The sequence below is a fragment of the Aquibacillus rhizosphaerae genome (assembly GCF_030282825.1).
Classification (GTDB): Bacteria; Bacillota; Bacilli; order Bacillales; family Amphibacillaceae; genus Aquibacillus_C; species Aquibacillus_C rhizosphaerae.
Genome location: NZ_JASTZU010000036.1, coordinates 14,623 through 35,647 on the forward strand (window position 1 = coordinate 14,623; position 21,025 = coordinate 35,647).

At 33.1% G+C, this 21,025-nt stretch carries 19 protein-coding genes; 12 read left to right on the forward strand and 7 right to left on the reverse strand.

The features are described 5' to 3' along the window. Window positions 1–147: 147 nt before the first annotated feature. The 6 genes from gyrB to dnaA all read right to left on the reverse strand — a co-directional run bounded on the left by gyrB (window position 148) and on the right by dnaA (window position 6,990). Entirely contained in the window at window positions 148–2,070 is a 1,923-nt protein-coding gene (gene gyrB / locus QQS35_RS10715; protein ID WP_285932076.1) for a DNA topoisomerase (ATP-hydrolyzing) subunit B, read from the reverse strand. Window positions 2,071–2,123: 53 nt separating this feature from the next. Next, complete coding sequence (gene remB, locus QQS35_RS10720) at window positions 2,124–2,411, reverse strand: extracellular matrix regulator RemB (RefSeq protein ID WP_285932077.1); 288 nt, start codon at window positions 2,409–2,411, stop codon at window positions 2,124–2,126. Between the two features lie 54 nt (window positions 2,412–2,465). Continuing rightward, window positions 2,466–3,575, reverse strand: coding sequence for a DNA replication/repair protein RecF (gene recF, locus QQS35_RS10725; RefSeq protein ID WP_285932078.1), 1,110 nt, complete (start codon window positions 3,573–3,575; stop codon window positions 2,466–2,468). Window positions 3,576–3,776: 201 nt separating this feature from the next. Continuing rightward, window positions 3,777–3,998, reverse strand: a complete 222-nt coding sequence (gene yaaA, locus QQS35_RS10730) for a S4 domain-containing protein YaaA (protein WP_285932080.1) — start codon at window positions 3,996–3,998, stop codon at window positions 3,777–3,779. 273 nt (window positions 3,999–4,271) lie between these two features. Further along, entirely contained in the window at window positions 4,272–5,414 is a 1,143-nt protein-coding gene (dnaN, locus tag QQS35_RS10735) for a DNA polymerase III subunit beta (RefSeq protein ID WP_285932081.1), read from the reverse strand. 223 nt (window positions 5,415–5,637) lie between these two features. Then, the gene (gene dnaA / locus QQS35_RS10740; RefSeq protein ID WP_285932082.1) at window positions 5,638–6,990 is read right to left on the reverse strand and encodes a chromosomal replication initiator protein DnaA; all 1,353 of its coding nucleotides are present in this window, start codon (window positions 6,988–6,990) and stop codon (window positions 5,638–5,640) included. A 579-nt stretch (window positions 6,991–7,569) separates the two neighbouring features. On the opposite strand from dnaA, the gene rpmH reads away from it, so the two are divergent. The 11 genes from rpmH to QQS35_RS10795 all read left to right on the forward strand — a co-directional run bounded on the left by rpmH (window position 7,570) and on the right by QQS35_RS10795 (window position 18,419). Further along, window positions 7,570–7,704, forward strand: a complete 135-nt coding sequence (rpmH, locus tag QQS35_RS10745; RefSeq protein ID WP_285932083.1) for a 50S ribosomal protein L34 — start codon at window positions 7,570–7,572, stop codon at window positions 7,702–7,704. Between the two features lie 241 nt (window positions 7,705–7,945). Beyond that, on the forward strand, window positions 7,946–8,287 hold the full coding sequence (gene rnpA / locus QQS35_RS10750) for a ribonuclease P protein component (protein ID WP_285932084.1): 342 nt from the start codon (window positions 7,946–7,948) through the stop codon (window positions 8,285–8,287). Between the two features lie 136 nt (window positions 8,288–8,423). Continuing rightward, a complete protein-coding gene (spoIIIJ, locus tag QQS35_RS10755; protein ID WP_285932085.1) occupies window positions 8,424–9,215 on the forward strand; it encodes a YidC family membrane integrase SpoIIIJ in 792 nt (263 codons plus the stop codon). After that, window positions 9,212–9,826: an RNA-binding cell elongation regulator Jag/EloR gene (gene jag, locus QQS35_RS10760; protein WP_285932086.1), complete on the forward strand. Its 615-nt coding sequence runs from the start codon at window positions 9,212–9,214 to the stop codon at window positions 9,824–9,826. The genes spoIIIJ and jag overlap by 4 nt, the downstream gene beginning before the upstream one ends. 480 nt (window positions 9,827–10,306) lie before the next feature. Continuing rightward, complete coding sequence (mnmE, locus tag QQS35_RS10765; protein ID WP_285932087.1) at window positions 10,307–11,686, forward strand: tRNA uridine-5-carboxymethylaminomethyl(34) synthesis GTPase MnmE; 1,380 nt, start codon at window positions 10,307–10,309, stop codon at window positions 11,684–11,686. Window positions 11,687–11,731: 45 nt separating this feature from the next. Next, complete coding sequence (gene mnmG, locus QQS35_RS10770) at window positions 11,732–13,621, forward strand: tRNA uridine-5-carboxymethylaminomethyl(34) synthesis enzyme MnmG (protein WP_285932089.1); 1,890 nt, start codon at window positions 11,732–11,734, stop codon at window positions 13,619–13,621. Between the two features lie 22 nt (window positions 13,622–13,643). Then, window positions 13,644–14,360 (forward strand): 16S rRNA (guanine(527)-N(7))-methyltransferase RsmG, encoded by a 717-nt coding sequence (gene rsmG, locus QQS35_RS10775; RefSeq protein ID WP_285932090.1) that lies wholly within the window; start codon window positions 13,644–13,646, stop codon window positions 14,358–14,360. 530 nt (window positions 14,361–14,890) lie between these two features. Continuing rightward, on the forward strand, window positions 14,891–15,745 hold the full coding sequence (noc, locus tag QQS35_RS10780) for a nucleoid occlusion protein (RefSeq protein WP_285932091.1): 855 nt from the start codon (window positions 14,891–14,893) through the stop codon (window positions 15,743–15,745). Between the two features lie 190 nt (window positions 15,746–15,935). After that, window positions 15,936–16,718: a ParA family protein gene (locus QQS35_RS10785; RefSeq protein ID WP_285932093.1), complete on the forward strand. Its 783-nt coding sequence runs from the start codon at window positions 15,936–15,938 to the stop codon at window positions 16,716–16,718. Then, the gene (locus QQS35_RS10790) at window positions 16,690–17,526 is read left to right on the forward strand and encodes a ParB/RepB/Spo0J family partition protein (protein ID WP_285932094.1); all 837 of its coding nucleotides are present in this window, start codon (window positions 16,690–16,692) and stop codon (window positions 17,524–17,526) included. Before QQS35_RS10785 ends, QQS35_RS10790 begins: the two co-directional genes overlap by 29 nt. 185 nt (window positions 17,527–17,711) lie before the next feature. Further along, window positions 17,712–18,419: a DUF554 domain-containing protein gene (locus QQS35_RS10795; RefSeq protein WP_285932095.1), complete on the forward strand. Its 708-nt coding sequence runs from the start codon at window positions 17,712–17,714 to the stop codon at window positions 18,417–18,419. An 870-nt stretch (window positions 18,420–19,289) separates the two neighbouring features. On the opposite strand, the gene yyaC is transcribed toward QQS35_RS10795, so the two are convergent. After that, window positions 19,290–19,898, reverse strand: a complete 609-nt coding sequence (gene yyaC / locus QQS35_RS10800; protein WP_285932097.1) for a spore protease YyaC — start codon at window positions 19,896–19,898, stop codon at window positions 19,290–19,292. Window positions 19,899–19,986: 88 nt separating this feature from the next. Between yyaC and QQS35_RS10805 the strand changes: the two genes are divergently transcribed. Next, window positions 19,987–21,012, forward strand: a complete 1,026-nt coding sequence (locus QQS35_RS10805; RefSeq protein ID WP_285932098.1) for a YkvI family membrane protein — start codon at window positions 19,987–19,989, stop codon at window positions 21,010–21,012. The last annotated feature ends 13 nt before the right edge of the window (window positions 21,013–21,025 follow it).

The following is a 21,025-nucleotide window of genomic DNA, read 5'->3' on the forward strand; positions in this document are numbered from 1 at the left end:
TTATTAAGTCATCTAAGGGCAATATATAGTTTGGAAATGGTTTTATCCAACTATATATTATTGTAGGTGACGACAAAATTGGTATTATGAAATTGATTAAATTATGTAAGACAAGAGGTTGTATGAAAACACCTTTGTCAACAATGCTTAGACATCAAGATTTTTTACATAAACGGCATTATCTTGAATGAAATTTCTCCTTGGTTCTACTTTATCACCCATTAGCATATCAAAGATTTGGTCTGCCTCCATTGCGTCTTCTAAATTTACTTGAAGCAATGTTCGGGATTCGGGGTCCATCGTTGTCTCCCATAGCTGTGTAGCATTCATTTCACCTAAACCTTTATAACGTTGGATGCCTGGTCTAGGTAATTTATTAAGTTCACCCATAATTCGTTCCATTTCTTTATCATTATAAGCATAATGAATCGCTTTACCTTGTTGAACTTTGTAAAGTGGTGGTTGAGCGATATAAATATAGCCATAATCAATTAATGGACGCATATAACGATATAAGAAGGTTAATAATAGAGTTCGAATATGTGCTCCATCGACATCGGCATCAGTCATGATGACAATTTTATGGTAACGAGCTTTTGTAATATCAAAGTCTTCACCTATTCCAGTTCCAAGCGCGGTAATAATCATTCTTATTTCATTATTTGATAATATTTTATCTAATCGTGCTTTCTCAACGTTTATTATTTTCCCTCGTAGAGGCAATATGGCTTGGAAGTGACGATCACGTCCTTGTTTAGCAGAACCACCGGCAGAGTCACCCTCTACAACATATAACTCACTAATCTTAGCATCTCTTGAAGAACAGTCAGCTAGTTTTCCTGGTAGATTAGAAATTTCCAATGCACCTTTTCGCCTTGTTAGTTCACGTGCCTTTTTAGCAGCAAGCCTTGCTCGTGATGCCATCAATCCTTTTTCGACAACAATCTTTGCTGTATCTGGATTTTCAAATAAGAACTTAGAAAACAATTCACTAAATGCTGAATCAGTTATTGTTCTAGCCTCACTGTTTCCTAGTTTAGTTTTTGTTTGACCTTCAAATTGAGGATCCGGATGTTTAATCGAGACTATTGCAGTTAATCCTTCTCGCACATCATCTCCAGACAAATTTGGATCATTCTCTTTAAATAAATTGTTTTTTCTTGCATAATCATTGATAACTCTCGTTAGACCGGTTTTAAAACCTGATTCATGTGTTCCACCTTCATATGTGCTTATATTGTTGGCGAATGAATAAATATTGCTTGCAAACCCATCATTATATTGCAAGGCTACCTCAACGACTATTTGGTTTTCTTCTTTTTCTGCATAAAATGGTTCATGCAGCACTTCTTTTGTACGATTTAAATGCTCTACATATGATTTAATACCACCTTCATAGTAAAAGCTTTCAGGTTCTGAATCATCTCTTTTATCTTGAATGGAAATGGTAAGTCCTTTATTTAAAAAGGCTAACTCTCTTAAACGTTGTGCTAATGTATCGTAATTATATACGTTTGTTTCATCAAATATTTCTGTATCAGGTATAAAGTGTGTTCGTGTTCCCGTTATATCCGTATCACCAACAACTCTTAATTCCTCACTCGGTTTTCCTCGTTCAAAACTAATATAATGTTCTTTTCCGTCCCGATGAACATTAACTTCTAGTAACGTTGATAAAGCATTTACTACAGAAGCACCTACACCATGAAGACCACCAGAAACTTTATAACCTCCACCACCAAACTTACCTCCAGCATGGAGAACTGTCATAATAACTTCTACAGCGGGTCTACCTGATTTTTCATGTGTTCCAACCGGGATACCACGACCATTGTCGACCACTGTAATACTATTGTCTTTTTCAATTATGACTTCAATATGATCACAATGTCCTGCTAGTGCTTCATCTATACTATTATCTACTATTTCCCATACTAAGTGATGAAGACCTTTTTCATTTGTTGATCCAATGTACATACCAGGTCTTTTTCGTACTGCTTCTAAACCTTCTAATACCTGTATCTGATTTTCATCATAAACTTGCTCTTTTAAGAATTTTTCTTCTTCCATTGCCAATTCACTCACCTACACTTCTTTTTTATGGAGCTAATAGCTTAAATTATTTACTCTTCAAATGCTTCTGAGTAATCCTCTAATTTGCTTATCGTCGAGATCATACTCGCACGTTTTTTTAATGTTAAGACAGACAGGGGACTATAGTAAATATACTCTGTTGTAATAACTACTGATTTACTCACTTCCTGTTGTTGTGGATCAAATACCTTTTTATTTTTTCTTTGGTTAAATAACATCTTTTCGTTAATCGTTGACGAGGACACTAAGTTATTATCAATGATAGCTATCACTTCTTCTGAACGAATTACATTATCATCACCAATATGGATAAACATGAACATCCCCCATTCTTATTTTACTATTAGGATATTTTAAAAGTAATTAATACTCTATACTAGCATTCCATTTTCCACTCGAAAAAGCTCAGCTTGATCTAATGTTTCATGTTTAATACCATCTACGCTTGTCGTAGAAACAAAGGTTTGTACTTTCCCTTGAATCGTATGTAAAAGATGGGATTGTCTAAAATCATCCAATTCACTTAATACATCATCGAGTAATAAAATTGGATACTCTCCAACTTCATTTTTGATTAGTTCGATTTCAGCTAATTTTAAAGACAAAGCAGTTGTTCGTTGCTGTCCTTGAGAACCATACGTTTGTACGTCTTTGCCGTTTACATAAAAAAGCAAATCATCACGATGTGGACCAACTAACGTACTTCCTCTTTCGACTTCTTTATTCTCAATTTCTTTAAACTTTTCAATATATATATTTGTTATTTTTTCCCTATTATTACCTTCTGATACATTTGCAGAAGGATTATACGTAATTTCAAGCTTTTCTAGGCCCCTGCTTATACCTTCGTGAATTGGGGTAGCCCATTTCCGAAGCAATTCCAAAAAAGTAAATCGCCTTTCAACTATAACAGCAGCGTGTTCAATTAGCTGATCCGTAAGTACATGTAACATAGTACGATCGGATTTTTGATTTCTTTGCAGGTTTTTTAATAAATGGTTTCGTTGTTTAAGAACCTTTAAATATTGACCCAAATGATAAATATACATTGGCTGTATTTGACCAATTTCCATGTCAATAAAACGCCTTCTGATTTGTGGGCTACCTTTTACAAGGTTTAAATCTTCCGGTGCAAACATCACCACGTTCATTGCCCCAATGTAATCACTAAGACGTCGTTGTTCCATATGATTTAGTTTTGCTTTTTTACCTTTTGATGTCAATTGAATTTCTAATGGGAATGATTGTTTCTTTTTATATATACTACCTTCTATTTTAGCATATTCTTTTTCCCACTGGATAAGTTCTTTATCTCTTGGAGTACGATGGGACTTTGAGAATGCCAAAACGTAGATTGCTTCCATTAGATTTGTTTTCCCTTGGGCATTTTCACCAATAATCACATTTATCTTATCATCAAACTTCAAATGTAATTGATTATAATTACGGTAATTTTTAAGGGTTAGTTCGTGAATATGCATGATAATTCCCTTCTAAACACGTTAAGAAAGCTTGCACAATTTTCCACAATTAGTCATTAGTTTTAAGTAGGACTTGAGGTACATATCATTATGCTGTGATAGGCTCTTTATTTTCTTTAAAAACCTGCTTATATATAGTATGACAAAGTCTTCAGGATTTTTTTATGATTACAATTAACATATTAAGAATTAATTTATATTTCATTTTTCTTTTACAATGATAAAAGTACCTACTTCTTCAATCTCAATTTTATCTTCAGGATAAAGTTTCCGGCCTCTTCGATTTTCTAATTCGCCATTAACATAAACTGTGTACTCAGCTAAAAATAACTTCACCATACCACCAGTTTCCAAAACGTTTGCAAGTTTTAGAAACTGTCCTAATTGTATATACTCAGTATTTATTGCTATTTGTTCGTTCATGAGAACCACCTTATTGTATATTCTATATTATTTTTAAAATGGTACTTTTAACGTGAAAGTATGTTTTAAAAAAATTAGTCTTCTATCTATTTTACTAAACATTTCACATTTAGCAAAGAGCAGTGTGCTTAAAGTTTTGGGTTTCTAAATATTTTTTACCTTTTTATTCATTTTATGATTGTTTATACTCTTTTTTTAGTTAGTAAATTTTTATCTGAATTGTTAGTAAATATAAAAACTCTTATCGTACAAATACAATAAGAGTTTTTATATTTAGTATGTTCTTACTGGTAAAATTAATTGAAGTACTTGGTCATTATCTATAGGTCTAATAATAAATGGACGCATTGCTCCTGTGAATTCGATTTTAACTTGGTCATGCTCTATTGCTTTTAATGCATCCATCATATATTTCGCACTAAAAGAAATCTTTAAATCTTCTCCTTCGATTGACTTTGCTGTAACCTCTTCTACAACTTTTCCTATTTCTGGAGAGTTACTACTTATTTCTACTTGGTTATTAGGTTTAGTTTGAAATCTTACAACACTATTTCTACTTTCTTTTGCTAGAAGTGAAGCTCTATCAATCGATTGAAGTAGTTCTTTTGTAGTTCCGTATACAATCGTTTTACTCTGATCTGGTATTAATCTAGAAGTTTCTGGGTAATTACCGTCGAGTAATCTTGAAAGAAAGTAAAGATTTTTTGTGCGGAAAAGAATCTGGTTTTCAGTTACACTTATTTCTACACTTTCTTGGTTATCTTCAAGTATTTTATTCAATTCGATTAAACTTTTACCCGGTATAACAACACTAGAAAAAGTTAACGTATTTGTTTCTTTAGCTAAAGGTATTTTCCTTGATGCAAGTCGATGACTATCAGTCGCAACAAAGTCTAATTCCCCGTCAGTCAATTTCATATTCACACCTGTTAATATGGGACGCGTTTCCACGGTAGAAACTGCAAATACTGTCTGTTTAATTAAGTTTTTTAATAAATCCGTAGGTAATTCAAAACTATCTTCCGTATGCAGTTTTGGTAATTGTGGATACTCTTCAGCATCTTGTCCATTAAGATGGAATTCTGCATTTCCTGATCGTATCGTTACTTTAAAATTATCTTCAGATTCAATTTCAACTGTACTTTGTGGAAGTTTTCGAACAATATCAGGAAAATACTTTGCTTGTAATATAATACTTCCCAATTCAATTTGTTCTACATAAACGATTCCATCTGCTTCTCTAGGGATAAATGATTCAATAGATATATCCGAATCACTTCCAGTTAATTTTATGCCATCTTCTTGTGCCTCTAGTTTTATACCCGTCAAAATTGGAATAGTAGTTCTAGAAGATATAGCTTTCATAACATCTTGTACACTGTTCATTAATTGTTCACGTTGAATTATAAATTTCATAGAAAATAAATCCTCCTAGTGGAAGTTATATTATATATTTCTTTTTAATAAAATATAGTAGTAATAGTAGTAGGGCCTGTGATTATGTGGATAACTATAAAATAACGCAGGTAACAAAGCCTATCCCGCTGTGGATAGACTGTTAGTAAGTTTGTCATGTTTGTCCACACTATTCACATGTGGATAAACATTCATACATCTGTAAAGTATAGAAATTTTCATACTAAATAGATTTAAGGCGTTCTTTTATATCATCGATATCTCTTTGCAATAGTTTATCTTGGCTAATCATTTTAGAAATTTTTTCATGAGCATGAATAACTGTTGTATGATCTCTCCCACCAAATTCTTCACCTATTTTAGGTAATGAAAAATCGGTTAACTCTCTTGATAAATACATAGCAATTTGTCTAGGAAAGGCAATCGATTTAGTTCTTTTCTTTGCAGTAAACTCTTCTAATTTAACATTGTACTTTTCGCCAATAACTTCTTGAATTGCATGAATTGTAATAACACGTGGTTTAGAGCTAGGAATAATATCTTTTAAAGCTTCCGCTGCTAGTGATGCATCTACATCTTTATTTATCAAAGAAGAATAAGCTACAACTCGGATAAGTGCTCCTTCTAGTTCACGAATATTTGTATCGATTTGATTTGCGATATAAAGCATGACTTCATTAGGTATATCCAATCCTTCTGCTTTAGCTTTTTTTCGCAAAATAGCAATTCTAGTTTCAAGGTCTGGTGGAGTAATATCAGTAATTAAACCCCATTCAAAACGTGAACGTAATCGGTCTTCTAGTGTAGGTATTTCCTTTGGAGGACGATCACTAGAAATAACAATTTGTTTACTTTCTTCATGCAATGTATTAAATGTATGAAAAAATTCTTCTTGCGTTTGTTCTTTTCCAGCTAAAAATTGAATATCGTCTATTAATAGGACATCTACATTTCTGTACTTGTTTCGAAAATTAACTGCTTTATTGTCTCGTATCGAGTTAATAAATTCATTTGTGAATTTTTCTGAAGATAAGTAAACAACCTTAGCATTAGGATTATGGTCTAATACATAATGTCCAATAGCATGCATTAAGTGAGTTTTACCAAGTCCAACTCCACCATATATAAACAGAGGATTATAAGCTTTAGCAGGAGCTTCAGCTACAGCTAGTGAAGCTGCATGTGCAAATCGGTTACCAGAACCAATTACAAAAGTATCAAATGTATATTTAGAATTAAGCATGGATTTTGGAGACTCTCCATTGTCATTTTGCTGAACATTTGGAGTTTTTTTAACTGCAGGCTTCATATCATCAAGAGAGTTTTCTGTTTCTGGAATAATGAATTTTGTTTTCAATCTAGCACCAGTTACTTCAAATAAAGCATCAGAAATAAGATCAGAATAACGGCTTTCTAACCAATCACGTGCAAACTCATTTGGCGCAGAAACAATAAGGGTATCATCTTCCAAACTATCTGCAGTAGTATTTTTTAGCCAAGTATCATAACTAGGTTTACTTATTTTATCTTGTATCGATTGAAGTGTACTTGTCCAAAGCTCTTGAATATTTTCCATAGATCTTGTCACCCCTTTCGTAAGTAAGACATGGAAATAAAAAACCTCTCGCAATCTTTCATAATTAATAAAATTTTAAGAAAGACAGAAAGGTATGGGTATTCTTAGACCTGTGGATAAAAAATCCTAATTTAACAAGGTAGATAACTTTTTATTCGTGTTTTCCACAATGCTGTTAATAAGATTGTAAACATGGATGTGTGTAAATGTCCACATGTTATCCACAGATTGTGGATAACGGTTTTTTTATAGAGAATTTTAAACTGTTAAAACACAAATATAATATCAAAATAATGCAATGAATGCAATGGTTTTTCGACACTTATCCACAAACGCTACAGGTTGTAGACAACTATTATCCACAACACTATATTTTGTGATTAACTTGTCGATAGCTGTTGTGGATAGTCGAAATTGGATGAAAAAGTAGTGAACAGGGTTTGTGGATAAGTTTTAGTGTTTAAATATCAGAATAATATTCTTAAATAAAGTTGACAGGAAAGAGGGCTATTACGTATAATGTATTGGACTGTCTTTACCATTTGAATTTTTTAAATTCCTCAGGGAGGTGTATTATAGATGAAACGCACATTTCAACCAAATAACCGTAAACGCAAAAAAGTGCACGGCTTCCGTTCTCGTATGGCTTCAAAAAATGGACGTAATGTTCTTGCACGTCGTCGTAAAAAAGGAAGAAAAGTATTATCTGCATAGGCCACTGCAATTAAGTCAGTGGTCTTTTTTCTAGTAATTAATAAAATCATAATGCATTTATTAAAGATAAGTTTATTGTATAAATTTAAAATTATATTACTAAAATACGTAATAAGAGAAAACTGTTCTTTCTGCAGGGGAGCATAGCTATACAATTGCTATGCGATTTCGATAAGGAATGTTAATAATTCACTAATAAAAATATTAGTGGATTATTTATGAAAATGGAGGGTAACATTCCATGAAAAAGGCTTATCGTTTAAAAAAAAATGAAGAGTTCCAATTGGTATTTAAAAAGGGGAAGTCCTTTGCTAATCGCCAATTGGTACTTTATTTTATAAATAAGGAAGATCAGCAGCATTTTAGAATTGGCTTATCTGTAAGTAAAAAAATTGGTAATGCTGTTGTCCGGAACCAAATAAAGCGTTACATTAGACAAGCTTTTTTAGAATTAGATGGACAAGTATCTAATCCATACGACTTTATTATTATTGCCAGAAAACCTACCAAAGATATGGACTTTCACCAAATTAAAAAGAGTTTAATCCATGTTCTTTCAAAATCAAGTTTATTAGTAAAATGATTGTTCATAAAATTGTCTTTTCTTAAGAAATGACTTGGAGTAATTATTAGTTTACTATAGAATCATAAATAGATTTAATGATAAAATACGAATATATTTTCTACATAAATGGTGGAAGTTTGTAAGGAGGAAGAAAATGCAGAAAAAGGGCTTTCTAATAGTAGCCTTGATAGGAATGGTGCTTTTACTTTCTGGGTGTATGGATGTAAATACAGAAATTACAAGTGAGACGGAAGGCTTTTGGGCTGAGTGGTTTGTATATCCATTATCTATGCTACTAACTTATGTTGCTGAATATTTTAATGAAAACTATGGTCTATCTATTGTGCTCGTAACGATACTTATTCGTTTAGTATTATTACCATTAAATATTAAACAATTAAAAAGTTCCAAAGCGATGCAGGATATTCAACCAGAACTACAAAAGGTTAGAGAGAAATATAGTTCCAAAGATGCCAAAACACAACAAAAACTGCAACAAGAGACAATGGAATTGTTTCAAAAGAATGGTGTAAATCCCTTGGCAGGTTGTTTACCAGTAATTGTTCAGATGCCGATTTTAATTGCCTTTTATCAGGCAATTATGCGTACTTTTGAAATTAAAGAACATAGTTTTTTGTGGTTCCAATTAGGGGAAGCTGATCCATACTATATTTTACCGATTGTTGCAGCAGGAGCAACTTTCTTACAACAAAAGTTAATGATGGCAGGAACATCAGGAACACAAAATGCGATGATGCCTCAGATGCAAATGATGCTATATATGATGCCAATTATGATTGGTGTAGTAGCGATCTTTTTCCCATCTGCACTTGCACTTTACTGGGTTGTAGGTAACATCTTTATGGTTTTCCAAACATTACTTGTTAGAAGGCCAATGATGAAAGATAAAGATAAAGTTCCTAACACGGGAGGAAACAAAAAGTGAAACAGGTAACTGCTTCTGGACAAACAGTTGAGGATGCGGTCCAATCAGCATTAAAGCAGTTAAACACCACGGAGGACCAAGTTAAGGTAGAGGTTATTGACGAAGGTAAAAAGGGTATTTTTGGATTATTCGGTTCCAAACCAGCAATTGTGAAAGTTATGGTAGTTGATAATCATCTTCTTAAGGCGGAAAAGTATATAAAAGAAATAACAACTCAACTTGGCGTTGATGCGAAGGTGGAGAAGCTTGTTTCTGGAAATGAGATAACGTTCCAATTGTCGGGAGAAAAAATTGCTATTTTAATTGGAAAACGTGGTCAAACATTAAATGCAATTCAATACTTGCTTCATCTAGTTATAAACAAGAACTCGAATCAATATTATACGGTAGTTGTCGACGCAGAAGGTTATAGAAAACGTCGAGAAGAAACGTTGATTAACTTGGCAGATCGACTAGCTGAGAAGGCTGTTAGAAGCAAACGAGAGGTTTCACTTGAACCAATGCCTTCTTACGAAAGAAAGATTATTCATACAGCATTACAAGATAAAAAGAATATTAAAACATATTCTTTTGGAAATGAACCGAATCGACATGTTGTAATAAAACCCTAGTAAATCAAAGTAAGTCTCTAATAAGGAGGCTTATTTTTTTACGCAAAATTAGTCAATTTCATGATACCAATGTTGTTATCATCTACACCAATATATAGTTGGATGAGATCATTTCTAAACTATATATTGGTGTGAGATTGAATAAGGTAATTATGACAAAATGTAGGAATAATTAATTAGGTGTAATATTAGTTTTCTTGAATTCAATAATAATAAAGATAGGTAAAGTATTTCTAATAAAAATAAGGGGAGTAATAAACTAACAAATAGTTTAGAATTGAGGTTGTGGATACTTCTAAATGGAATAAGTTATAACACTTACTCACATGTGGATAAATTTATTGACTTGAAATTTTATTATTAAGGTGTGGATATCTTTCCATATTAAGTTAAAGTGTGATATTCTAGTATGTTAGTGACTGTTATAAAAAGTGAACTATATATATATATTTATGAATTGAAATAGTTTGGGGTGAAATTGTGGAAAAAGATACGATTGCAGCAATATCCACACCAATAGGTGAAGGTGCAATAGCAATAGTGCGTTTGAGTGGGCCAGATGCAGTTGAAATAGCGAATACGTTGTTTGATGGGAATGATGATTTAACTAAAGTTGATTCTCATACCATTCATTATGGTAAGATTATTGATCCTACTACGAAAGAAGTAGCTGAAGAAGTAATGATAACTGTAATGCGGGGACCTCGAACATTTACGCGAGAAGATGTAGTTGAAATTAATTGTCATGGTGGTTTAGCTTCTGTTAATCGTTTGTTAGAATTAGTTTTATTTGAAGGTGCAAGGTTAGCTGAACCAGGTGAGTTCACTAAACGTGCTTTTCTGAATGGAAGAATTGATTTGTCACAAGCTGAAGCAGTGATGGATTTAATTCGTGCAAAAACAGATAAAGCAATGAATGTTGCCTTAAAACAAATGGACGGAAGATTATCAAAGTTAATTCAAAATTTAAGACAAGAATTACTAGAGACCGTAGCACATGTAGAAGTAAATATTGATTACCCTGAATATGATGATGTGGAAGAAATGTCTAACCAAATGATGATTAGCAAAACGAAACAGGTCTATAGTGAGATAGAAAGACTTCTACAAATGGCAAAACAGGGTAAGATATTAAGAGAAGGGCTAGCGACAGCAATTATTGGTAGACCTAATGTTGGAAAATCTTCCTTACTTAATGCCTTAGTTCATGAAAATAAGGCGATTGTGACAGAAATTCCAGGTACTACGAGAGATGTCATTGAAGAGTATGTGAATATAAGAGGAGTACCATTGCGTTTAGTTGACACAGCAGGTATTAGAGAAACAGAAGATATTGTTGAAAAAATTGGTGTCGATAAATCTAGGCAGGTGTTAAAAGAATCCGATCTTATCTTACTTGTTCTAAACTATGGTGATGAATTAACAAAAGAAGATATGCACTTATTTGAAGCTGTTGAAGGGCTAGAAGTGATAGTTATTGTAAATAAAACAGACTTAAATCAAAAAATAGATTTAGACAAAGTAAAACAATTGGCAGGTCAACGTAGCATTATAACGACTGCTATAATTGAAGAGCAAGGAATAGATGAACTAGAAGATGCTATTTCTCACACTTTTTTTGCTGGAGAATTAGATGCTGGAGATTTAACGTACGTTTCTAATGTTCGCCATATTCAATTGCTAAAACAATCACTTCAATCATTGGATGACGCAATGATTGGAATCGAAGAGGGAATGCCAATTGATTTAGTTCAAATAGATGTTACGAGGACATGGGAATTGCTTGGAGAAATTATTGGAGATACGGTTCAGGAAAGTTTAATTGATCAACTATTTTCTCAATTTTGTTTAGGAAAATAGTTAATAGAAAAAATAGCTAAATGCTAAAAAGGAGAGTCAGCAATTATGACGTATGATGCTGGACATTATGATGTGATTGTCATTGGCGCTGGTCATGCGGGATGCGAAGCAGCTTATGCTTCTGCAAAGCGCGGGGCTAAAACACTAATGTTATCATTGAATTTAGATATGGTTGCCTTTATGCCTTGTAACCCATCGATTGGGGGACCTGCCAAAGGTGTAGTTGTAAGAGAAATTGATGCACTTGGTGGATTAATGGGGAAAGTTATTGATAAAACGTATATTCAAATGCGAATGTTGAATACAGGAAAGGGTCCTGCTGTGCGAGCATTGCGGGCTCAGGCAGATAAACCTCTATATATTCAAGAAATGAAGAGTATTTTAGAGAACCAAGAAAACCTTACTTTGCGCCAAGCTATGGTTGAAAAGCTAATCATAGAAGATGGTGTTTGTAAGGGCGTAATTACAGAAACAAAAGCTGCTTATCATGCTAAATCTGTGATTATAACAACGGGGACTTTTATGCGTGGTAGAGTTATAATAGGTGATTTGTCTTACGAGAGTGGACCAAACAACCAAAGAGCTTCTGTTAAGCTATCTGAGCATTTAGAAGAACTTGGTTTTGAGCTTGTTCGTTTTAAAACAGGTACACCTCCAAGAGTTAATAGTCATACGGTTGATTTTTCTAAAACCGAGATACAGCCAGGTGATGATAATCCACGCCACTTCTCATATGAAACTAAAGAGGCAATTTTAAATCAAATTCCATGTTGGTTAACGTACACAAATGAATTTACACACCAGATTATAGATGAAAATCTTGGTTTATCTGCTATGTATTCAGGGATGATTAAAGGAACTGGTCCAAGGTACTGTCCATCGATTGAAGACAAAGTAGTTCGATTCCATGATAAACCACGCCATCAAATCTTCTTAGAACCAGAGGGGCGTAATACCGAAGAGGTGTATGTGCAAGGTTTATCAACATCACTACCTGAATTTGTTCAAAGAGAGATGCTTCGATCAATTCCAGGGCTTGAAAACTCAGAAATCATGAGAGCTGGCTACGCAATAGAATATGATTCTGTTGTACCAACGCAATTGTGGCCGACATTAGAAGTGAAAAACATACCTGGTTTATATACTGCTGGCCAAATCAATGGTACATCTGGTTATGAAGAAGCAGCAGGACAAGGGTTAATGGCGGGAATAAATGCAGCATCCCGAGCATTAGATAAAGAACCGTTTATTATGGATCGTTCACAAGGTTATATTGGTGTACTTATTGATGATTTAGTAACAAAGGGTACAAATGAACCTTATCGTTTATTAACATCAAGGGCAGAGTATCGCTTATTACTCCGTCATGATAATGCTGATTTACGACTAACCGAAATTGGATACAAATTAGGCACCATTTCCGAGGATCGTTATCAAGGTTTCCTAGAGAAACAAAGCTTAATTGAGAAAGAAAAACACCGCTTAGAAAATGTTATGTTAAAGCCAACAGATCAATTACAACAGATTATAGAAGAAGCAGGAGGTACAGCCCTAAAAGAAGCAGTAAAAGCGGCTGATTTGCTTAAGCGACCTGAAATGAAGTATGAAATGATTGAACAGATCGCTCCGGCAGAAATTGATATGGCTTGGGACGTAAAAGAGCAAGTTGAAATACAAATTAAATATCAAGGATACATCGTTAAATCTAATCAACAAGTTGAACGTATGCGTAAGATGGAGAACAAATTAATTCCTGCAAATATTGACTATGATGATATTGGTGGAATTGCTACGGAAGCGAAAGAAAAAATGAAAAAAGTGCGCCCTTTATCTGTAGGTCAAGCATCGCGTATATCTGGTGTAAACCCTGCGGATGTCTCTATATTACTTGTATATATTGAGCAAGGGAGAATAGCTAAAGTATCAAATGATTAAAGGAAGAAAGGAATAATCTATTATGAACGCTAATGCCTTCCTAACTAAATTAAAAGAAAATGGAATAGAGCTTTCTGACAAGCAACTGCAACAGTTTGATACCTATTTTAATACATTGGTTGAATGGAATGAAAAAATGAATTTAACTGCTATTACCGAAAAAGAAGAAGTGTATATGAAACATTTCTTTGATTCGGTAACTGCCTCTTTTTATTTTGATTTTAAAAAAGACATTCATATTTGTGATGTAGGTGCAGGCGCAGGTTTTCCAAGTATCCCTTTAAAAATATGTTTTCCAGAATTAAAGGTAACTATTGTTGATTCATTGCAAAAGCGAATTACATTTTTAAACCATTTGGCAAATCAGTTGGAGTTGACAGGAGTATCCTTCTATCATGACCGTGCGGAATTGTTTGGAAAAAATGAACAATTCAGAGAAAAATTTGATGTTGTAACTGCAAGAGCAGTGGCGAGAATGTCAGTCCTGAGTGAACTTTGTTTACCACTATGTAAATCAAATGGTTGTTTTATTGCTATGAAAGGGCCAAGTTTAAAGGAAGAATTAAAAGATTCTAATAACGCTATTGAGTTATTAGGTGGTAAGCTAGATAAAGTACACACATTCGATCTTCCAGAAGATAATGGGGAAAGAAATATTGCAATAATAAATAAAATTAGAAAAACACCAAAAAAGTATCCTAGAAAGCCGGGTGTTCCTAATAAAACACCGTTAGCATAAATTAAAATTGACCAGTCTTATTTAAAGTTGCATCGGAAAGTCAGGTGCAACTTTTTTTGTAATAAAGCTATTAAAAATGTATGATTAATAGTATAGCTTGTTCTCATCTTTAGGGAATTGAACCAATTAGGGTTATTTAGGATTATTTTTTTAAAAAGACTAGTTAAATCTTGGCTGTTTTTAGTATATTTCTTGCGCAAATAATAGTGCTTGAGTAGTTTACTAAGTGGTTGAAATATTCGAACTAGTATTGCCTATATGCTATAAAAAGTTATTGTTACCTGTCAGGGAGTAGCTTTAAACGAAAAGTGATGGGCAAAGTGTAAACAATACTTTAATTCAATAACATTTTTTTTTGCATTTTGAATAATAGATATTAACTCTTATTATCAGATGTATGATAGAATAATAGAAGGGAATTAGTTATAGTGCTCGTGTTATAAGTATCTTAATATATTATATTTCTATGTTTCACGTGAAACATTTTATATATAGTTTTTGAGGAAAGTTTAAAAAGGTGGTGTTTGTACATGTTACACCCTTTTAGCCGTATATTTGGCCTAGGTGAGAAGTCAGTTGAGGAAGTGAAAGATGAATATCTTCCAGACGAGGTTATAAAATTACCGGTAAATCAAATTGAACCAAACCGTTATCAACCACGTTCTATTTTCAACCAAGATAAAATAGAAGAATTGGCTCAAACGATACATACTCACGGGATGATTCAACCGATTGTTGTACGAAAGATAGAACAAGCGGAGTCAGGATATGAGTTGATCGCTGGTGAAAGAAGATGGCGAGCAGTTCAAGTATTAGGTTGGGATACAGTTCCTGCCATTATTCGTGATATGACAGAGGCAGAAACAGCTTCAGTAGCTTTAATTGAAAATTTACAAAGAGAAGAGTTAACAGTAATTGAAGAAGCAAAAGCATATGAGCGTCTATTAGATATTCATGGTTTAACTCAAGAAGCATTAGCTCAGCGACTTGGTAAAAGTCAATCAACCATAGCTAACAAAATGCGATTATTAAAGCTTCCAGAAAAAGTGCAGAATGCGATTTTAGAAAAAAAGATAACAGAAAGGCATGCTCGTGCACTGATTGTATTAAAAGATCCTGCAAAACAAGAAAAAATATTGGAAGAGATTATAGAGAGAAATTTAAATGTTAAGCAAACTGAGGAAAAGATAGCAAAGATGTTCGAAGATAAACAAATAAAGAAAAAACCTAGATTAAAAGGTATTAATAAAGATATGAGAATTGCAATGAATACAATTAGGCAATCATTAACTATGGTCACAGACACTGGAATTGATTTAGAAACTGATGAAGAAGATCACGATGATTATTATCAAATAACTATTAAAATTCCAAAGAAAAAATAATTAAAATCTCCCATCTTTAAGTCGAAAAAGATGGGAATTTTTTGCACTATTTCTCAAAATTTGTTGTTGTTTTTTTAAAAAAGTAGGTTAATAGTTGTTTTTTTTATATAATCTGTTGAAAAATAGTCCAAATAACAAAAAAAATGATAGAATAGAAAACGATAGAGTTTTTAAGTAGGTAGGTGACACCATGGGAAAAGTAATCGCCGTAGCTAATCAAAAAGGCGGCGTAGGAAAGACTACATCAGCAGTAAATCTAAGTGCATGCCTTGCATATTTGAATCATAAAGTATTACTTGTTGATATTGACCCACAAGGAAATGCTACAAGTGGCGTAGGTATAAATAAAGCTGACATGGATCAGTGTATTTATAATGTGCTAGTAGATGATTTAGAAGCTGAAAATGTTTGTGTTCCTACAAATGTTGAAAATTTAGATATAATTCCAGCGACTATACAGCTTGCTGGTGCAGAAATAGAATTAGTTCCTACTATATCAAGAGAAGTGCGATTGAAAAAAGCGATTGATAGTGTGAAAGACGACTATGAATTTGTTATTATTGATTGTCCACCATCTCTTGGTTTATTAACTATTAATTCTTTAACAGCTGCAGATAGTGTGTTAATACCAGTTCAATGTGAATATTATGCATTAGAAGGTTTGAGCCAGTTATTAAATACGATTCGATTAGTTCAAAAACATTTGAATAAGCAACTAATGATTGAAGGCGTAGTGCTTACAATGTTAGATGCAAGAACTAACTTAGGAATTCAAGTGATAGAAGAAGTGAAGAAATACTTTCAGGATAAAGTTTATCAATCTGTTATTCCAAGAAATGTTAGGCTTGGAGAAGCGCCAAGTCATGGACAACCAATCATTCTTTATGATCCAAAATCTAGAGGCGCAGAAGTATATCTTGATTTAGCAAAGGAAGTGATCGCGAGTGGCGAAAGGGTTAGGGAAAGGAATTAATGCTTTTTTTCCTGAGTTAGATAAACAAGATGATGAAGCTGTGCAAGAGATTTTAGTTAAAGATTGTCGTCCGAATCCATATCAACCAAGAAAGACATTTCATGCGGATGCTATAGAAGAGTTAAAAGAATCAATTATTGAGTATGGTATTTTACAGCCATTAATAGTTAGGAAAAGTATAAAGGGCTTTGAAATCGTTGTAGGAGAAAGACGTTTTCGTGCTGCAAAAGAAGCTGGTTTAACCACTGTACCAGCGATTATAAAAGAGTTAACTGATGAAAAAATGATGGAGTTAGCACTTTTAGAAAATCTACAAAGGGAAGATTTAACTCCAATAGAAGAAGCACAAGCCTATTCTAATTTAATGAGAGAACTTAAAATTACACAAGAAGAACTTGCTAAAAGGTTAGGAAAGAGCAGACCACATATAGCAAACTTAGTTAGACTTCTAAGTCTACCTGAACAGGTCAGTGCATTGATAAATAATGGTGAACTGTCTATGGGACATGGTAGAGCACTGTTAGGTTTGAAAGATAAAGAAAAAGTCAGACCATTAGTAGAAAAGATTCGAAGTGAAGGATTAAATGTTCGCCAAGTAGAAAAATTGATAATTAGTCTCAATGACAAGGTTCCGCAAAAAAAGAAGGTATCTCCTAAAAAAGATATATTTTTAGCTGAAAGAGAGAGTCGTTTACGCGATCAGTTAGGAACTGGAGTTACTATTCATAAGGGGAAACGAAAAGGTAAAATTGAAATTGAATTTTTCTCAGATGAAGACTTAGATCGAATTCTTGAAATGTTAAACTGATCTACGTTAATGTATCTTATAACAAGCACACTATTTTTATTAGTGTGCTGTTTTTTTATTATTTTACTTGCAAGATTAGAAATCTAATAACTTGTAAACTCTATCTACTATGTTTCACGTGAAACATTTATAATAGTAAGAAATAAAAAGCTAGGTGTACTAATATATAAACGGAGATGTAAAAGATGGTCTTAACAGGAACGTTAATAAATGCATTGTGTATTATACTAGGAACAGTTATCGGACTTTTTTTTACTAAAATTCCTGAAAGGTATAAAGAAACAATCCTAAATGGTATTGGGTTAGCGGTTGTATTAATAGGATTGCAAATGGCATTAAGAACAGAAAATATTATAGTTGTTCTATTAAGTATATTAACTGGTGCTGTTTTAGGAGAGTCTATACACTTAGAAAAAAAATTAAATGATGTAGGGTCATGGATTCAAAAGAAAATAGCTAAAAATAATGCAAATAGTACAATTGCACAGGGATTTATCACTGCTACTTTAATATTTGTAATTGGGGCGATGTCTATTGTAGGTGCACTTGACAGTGGGTTGCGAGGAGATCATGAAGTCCTTATAACTAAAGCTATTCTAGATGGTTTTATGGCTTTAGTATTAACTACTACACTAGGGTTTGGAGTTATTTTATCAGTCATACCAGTTTTATTATATCAAGGAACAATAGCATTACTGGCAACACAAATAGAACAATGGATACCGGAAACTTTTTTAAATAGTTTTATCGCTGAAATGACTTCAACAGGTGGGCTTTTAATTGTAGCGATAGGTTTAAACATCTTAAAAATAACGAATATTAGAATTGCAAACTTGCTTCCTTCAATAATTACAGTAGGAATAGTATTATATCTTTATAGTTTAATAACTTGAAAATTTGCTAGCTGTTCTAGTTATTGAACGACTAAGCTACATAATACAAACTTAATACTGATAGGGAGTTAGTACTGAAAATATCTGCACTTAAGAGTGTTTAATAGTTGTTTGTTTTCTAAAAGATTGTTCTTTTGCTGAAAAAAATATAAAGTCCTCACTAATTATTTTTAACCTTTGTTGAATTTTTTCCTAATATCGATTTTGATATAAAGTACGTATTAAGTATTCTTTGCTTTTGTAAAATTCTTTACTGTTGCAATGGTGATTGAGTTGTAATACTTCGTTCCGGTAGAATACTCCGCTTTCCACGGGCACGGCTTCAGCTAACTCAGAAGAAAATCGCTTCTGAGTGGATCTTCAGCTCGCGCTGTTCCCGTAGGAGTCTCCGTATTCTGCCTTCACTTTTAACAGTTCTCCTAATGTATTGATAGATAGCTATTAATATTTAGTGTACTATTTTTACTGGAAAGACAAGTTTACCTAGCGAAGGAAAAATGCGACACTCCTGGGGGAAGAGCAGCTTCCGAAGACCCCACAGGGAACGTTCTTTGTGACCGAGGAGGCTAAGGTGCTGCCCCCGGAAAGGGAGTATTTTTCCGTAGCGATGAATTAACCACTCATCTAAAATAGACTGCAAGGAAGTTACAATATACTTATGTCGTACTTTATATAAAGTACGACATAATGAAAGTAAAGGAACTTTTGGGGAATGAAGGCATTTTCAAATGACATCTATGAACCTTTATAAGATAATATAACTTCCTTTGTTTTATGTAACTTCTTTCCCAAATAAACATAGAAAAATTGAAGTTCTTGTTTAAAGAGGGGGAAGGAGCTTGAAAAATATTTGAATATAGTATTTTAAATTTATGATAGAGACTTATCTGACTGGTTTAATTCAGATAGCTTATTTGTGATGTTTATTTCTCTATCTAATCTATGTAGACTTGTTGTGATTTTTTTCGCCATATCCATTACTACATGTAAACGTGTGTTTTGTAACACTAGATATTCCATATATCCACTTATATTTACTACTGCAGAAATATAAACATCCCCAACTAAAGGTAGATTTTTATTTAATGCTGCGCCTGGTTGAATAGGACCAAGACCAGTTAGAATCGATCCAATCGACTTTAGTTTTCCCAAACATGCGTCAATAGCAATAATGAATGGCTCATTATGCTTCATTTTAATTTCATCTAATCGCTGCTCCATATTAACTGCATGTATTGGATTATCAAGCGTACCGTAAACAGAAAAATTTTCATTTTTTCTTTCGGTTAATAAAGTCCCTGTAAGTGGGCCAAGACAATCTCCAGTAGAACGATCTGTGCCAATACATATTATTACTACATCCCTATTTGAAATTGATATCCAATTGGTAAGTGTTTTTGATAACTTTCTTATAAATGCAGGGTCATTTGTGAAAAATTGTTCTTGTTTTTTTGAGGATAATTTGTCTTTAAGATTCATAGCTTTTCCTCCTTGAACATATTTTTATAAGTATACGATTATTTTTTGAATTCTATACATCAATAGAAAAAGATATGGAGGATACGCTATGTGGAAATCAGGACTTAAATGGATGTTTTTAATTATTGGTACAATTATAGGGGCAGGGTATGCCTCGGGAAGAGAACTGTGGCAATTTTTTGGCAATGAAAGTGGACTAGCTATCCTTTTATTTTCAATGCTTTTTACTTTATGCTGTTTTGTAATATTATCAATTAGCTTTGAGAAACAAACAGCTCATTATTTACCTGTATTACAAGTGTTAGTTGGTAAAAAACTATCTTACTTATATGATGGAATGATTTTCATCTATTTGTTTACTACGACTGTAGTTATGTTGGCAGGAAGCGGAGCAACACTTGAAGCATTTCATTTTCCGAATTGGTGGGGGATTGTTGTTATTATCATCCCAATCATTCTGGTGTTTATTAGAGATATAGATGGTGTACTATCGCTTAATAGTTTTATTCTTCCATTATTAATTGTAGGATTGTTAAGTGTATTATTAACTTTCTCAATCCATGAAAAGTTATCTTTCATACCCGACATATCAAAACAAAGAAATTGGACGGCTGCTTTTACATTTACAGCCTTAAATATTTTACCCCTTGTTGCTGTTTTAGGTGCAGTAGGAAATCAAATGAAATCTAAAGGTGAAGTATGGATTGCAAGCCTTGGGAGTGGGTTGATTTTAGGTGCAATTTCATATATTTATAATAATAGCCTAATACAAATTTCTGATGAAGTTTTACTATATGAGATACCATTATTCGCGATATTAAGACATTATCCTTATATAATGTTTGTATTTATTACAATCCTATTATGGTTAGCCATATTTACGACAGCTGTATCGGGTACGTTAGGATTAGTTACTCGGATGCGCAACAGAATAGATGCACCGCTATGGATACTAGCGGTTTTCATTTTAATAGCGATGATTCCTTTGACGAAAATTGGATTTTCCACATTAATTGAATATTTATATCCACTATATGGGTTGCTTAATCTTTACATTCTATCATCTCTTATCGTTTACCCAGTTATAAATCGATACAAAATGGGGCAAAAATGATAGAATATATTTA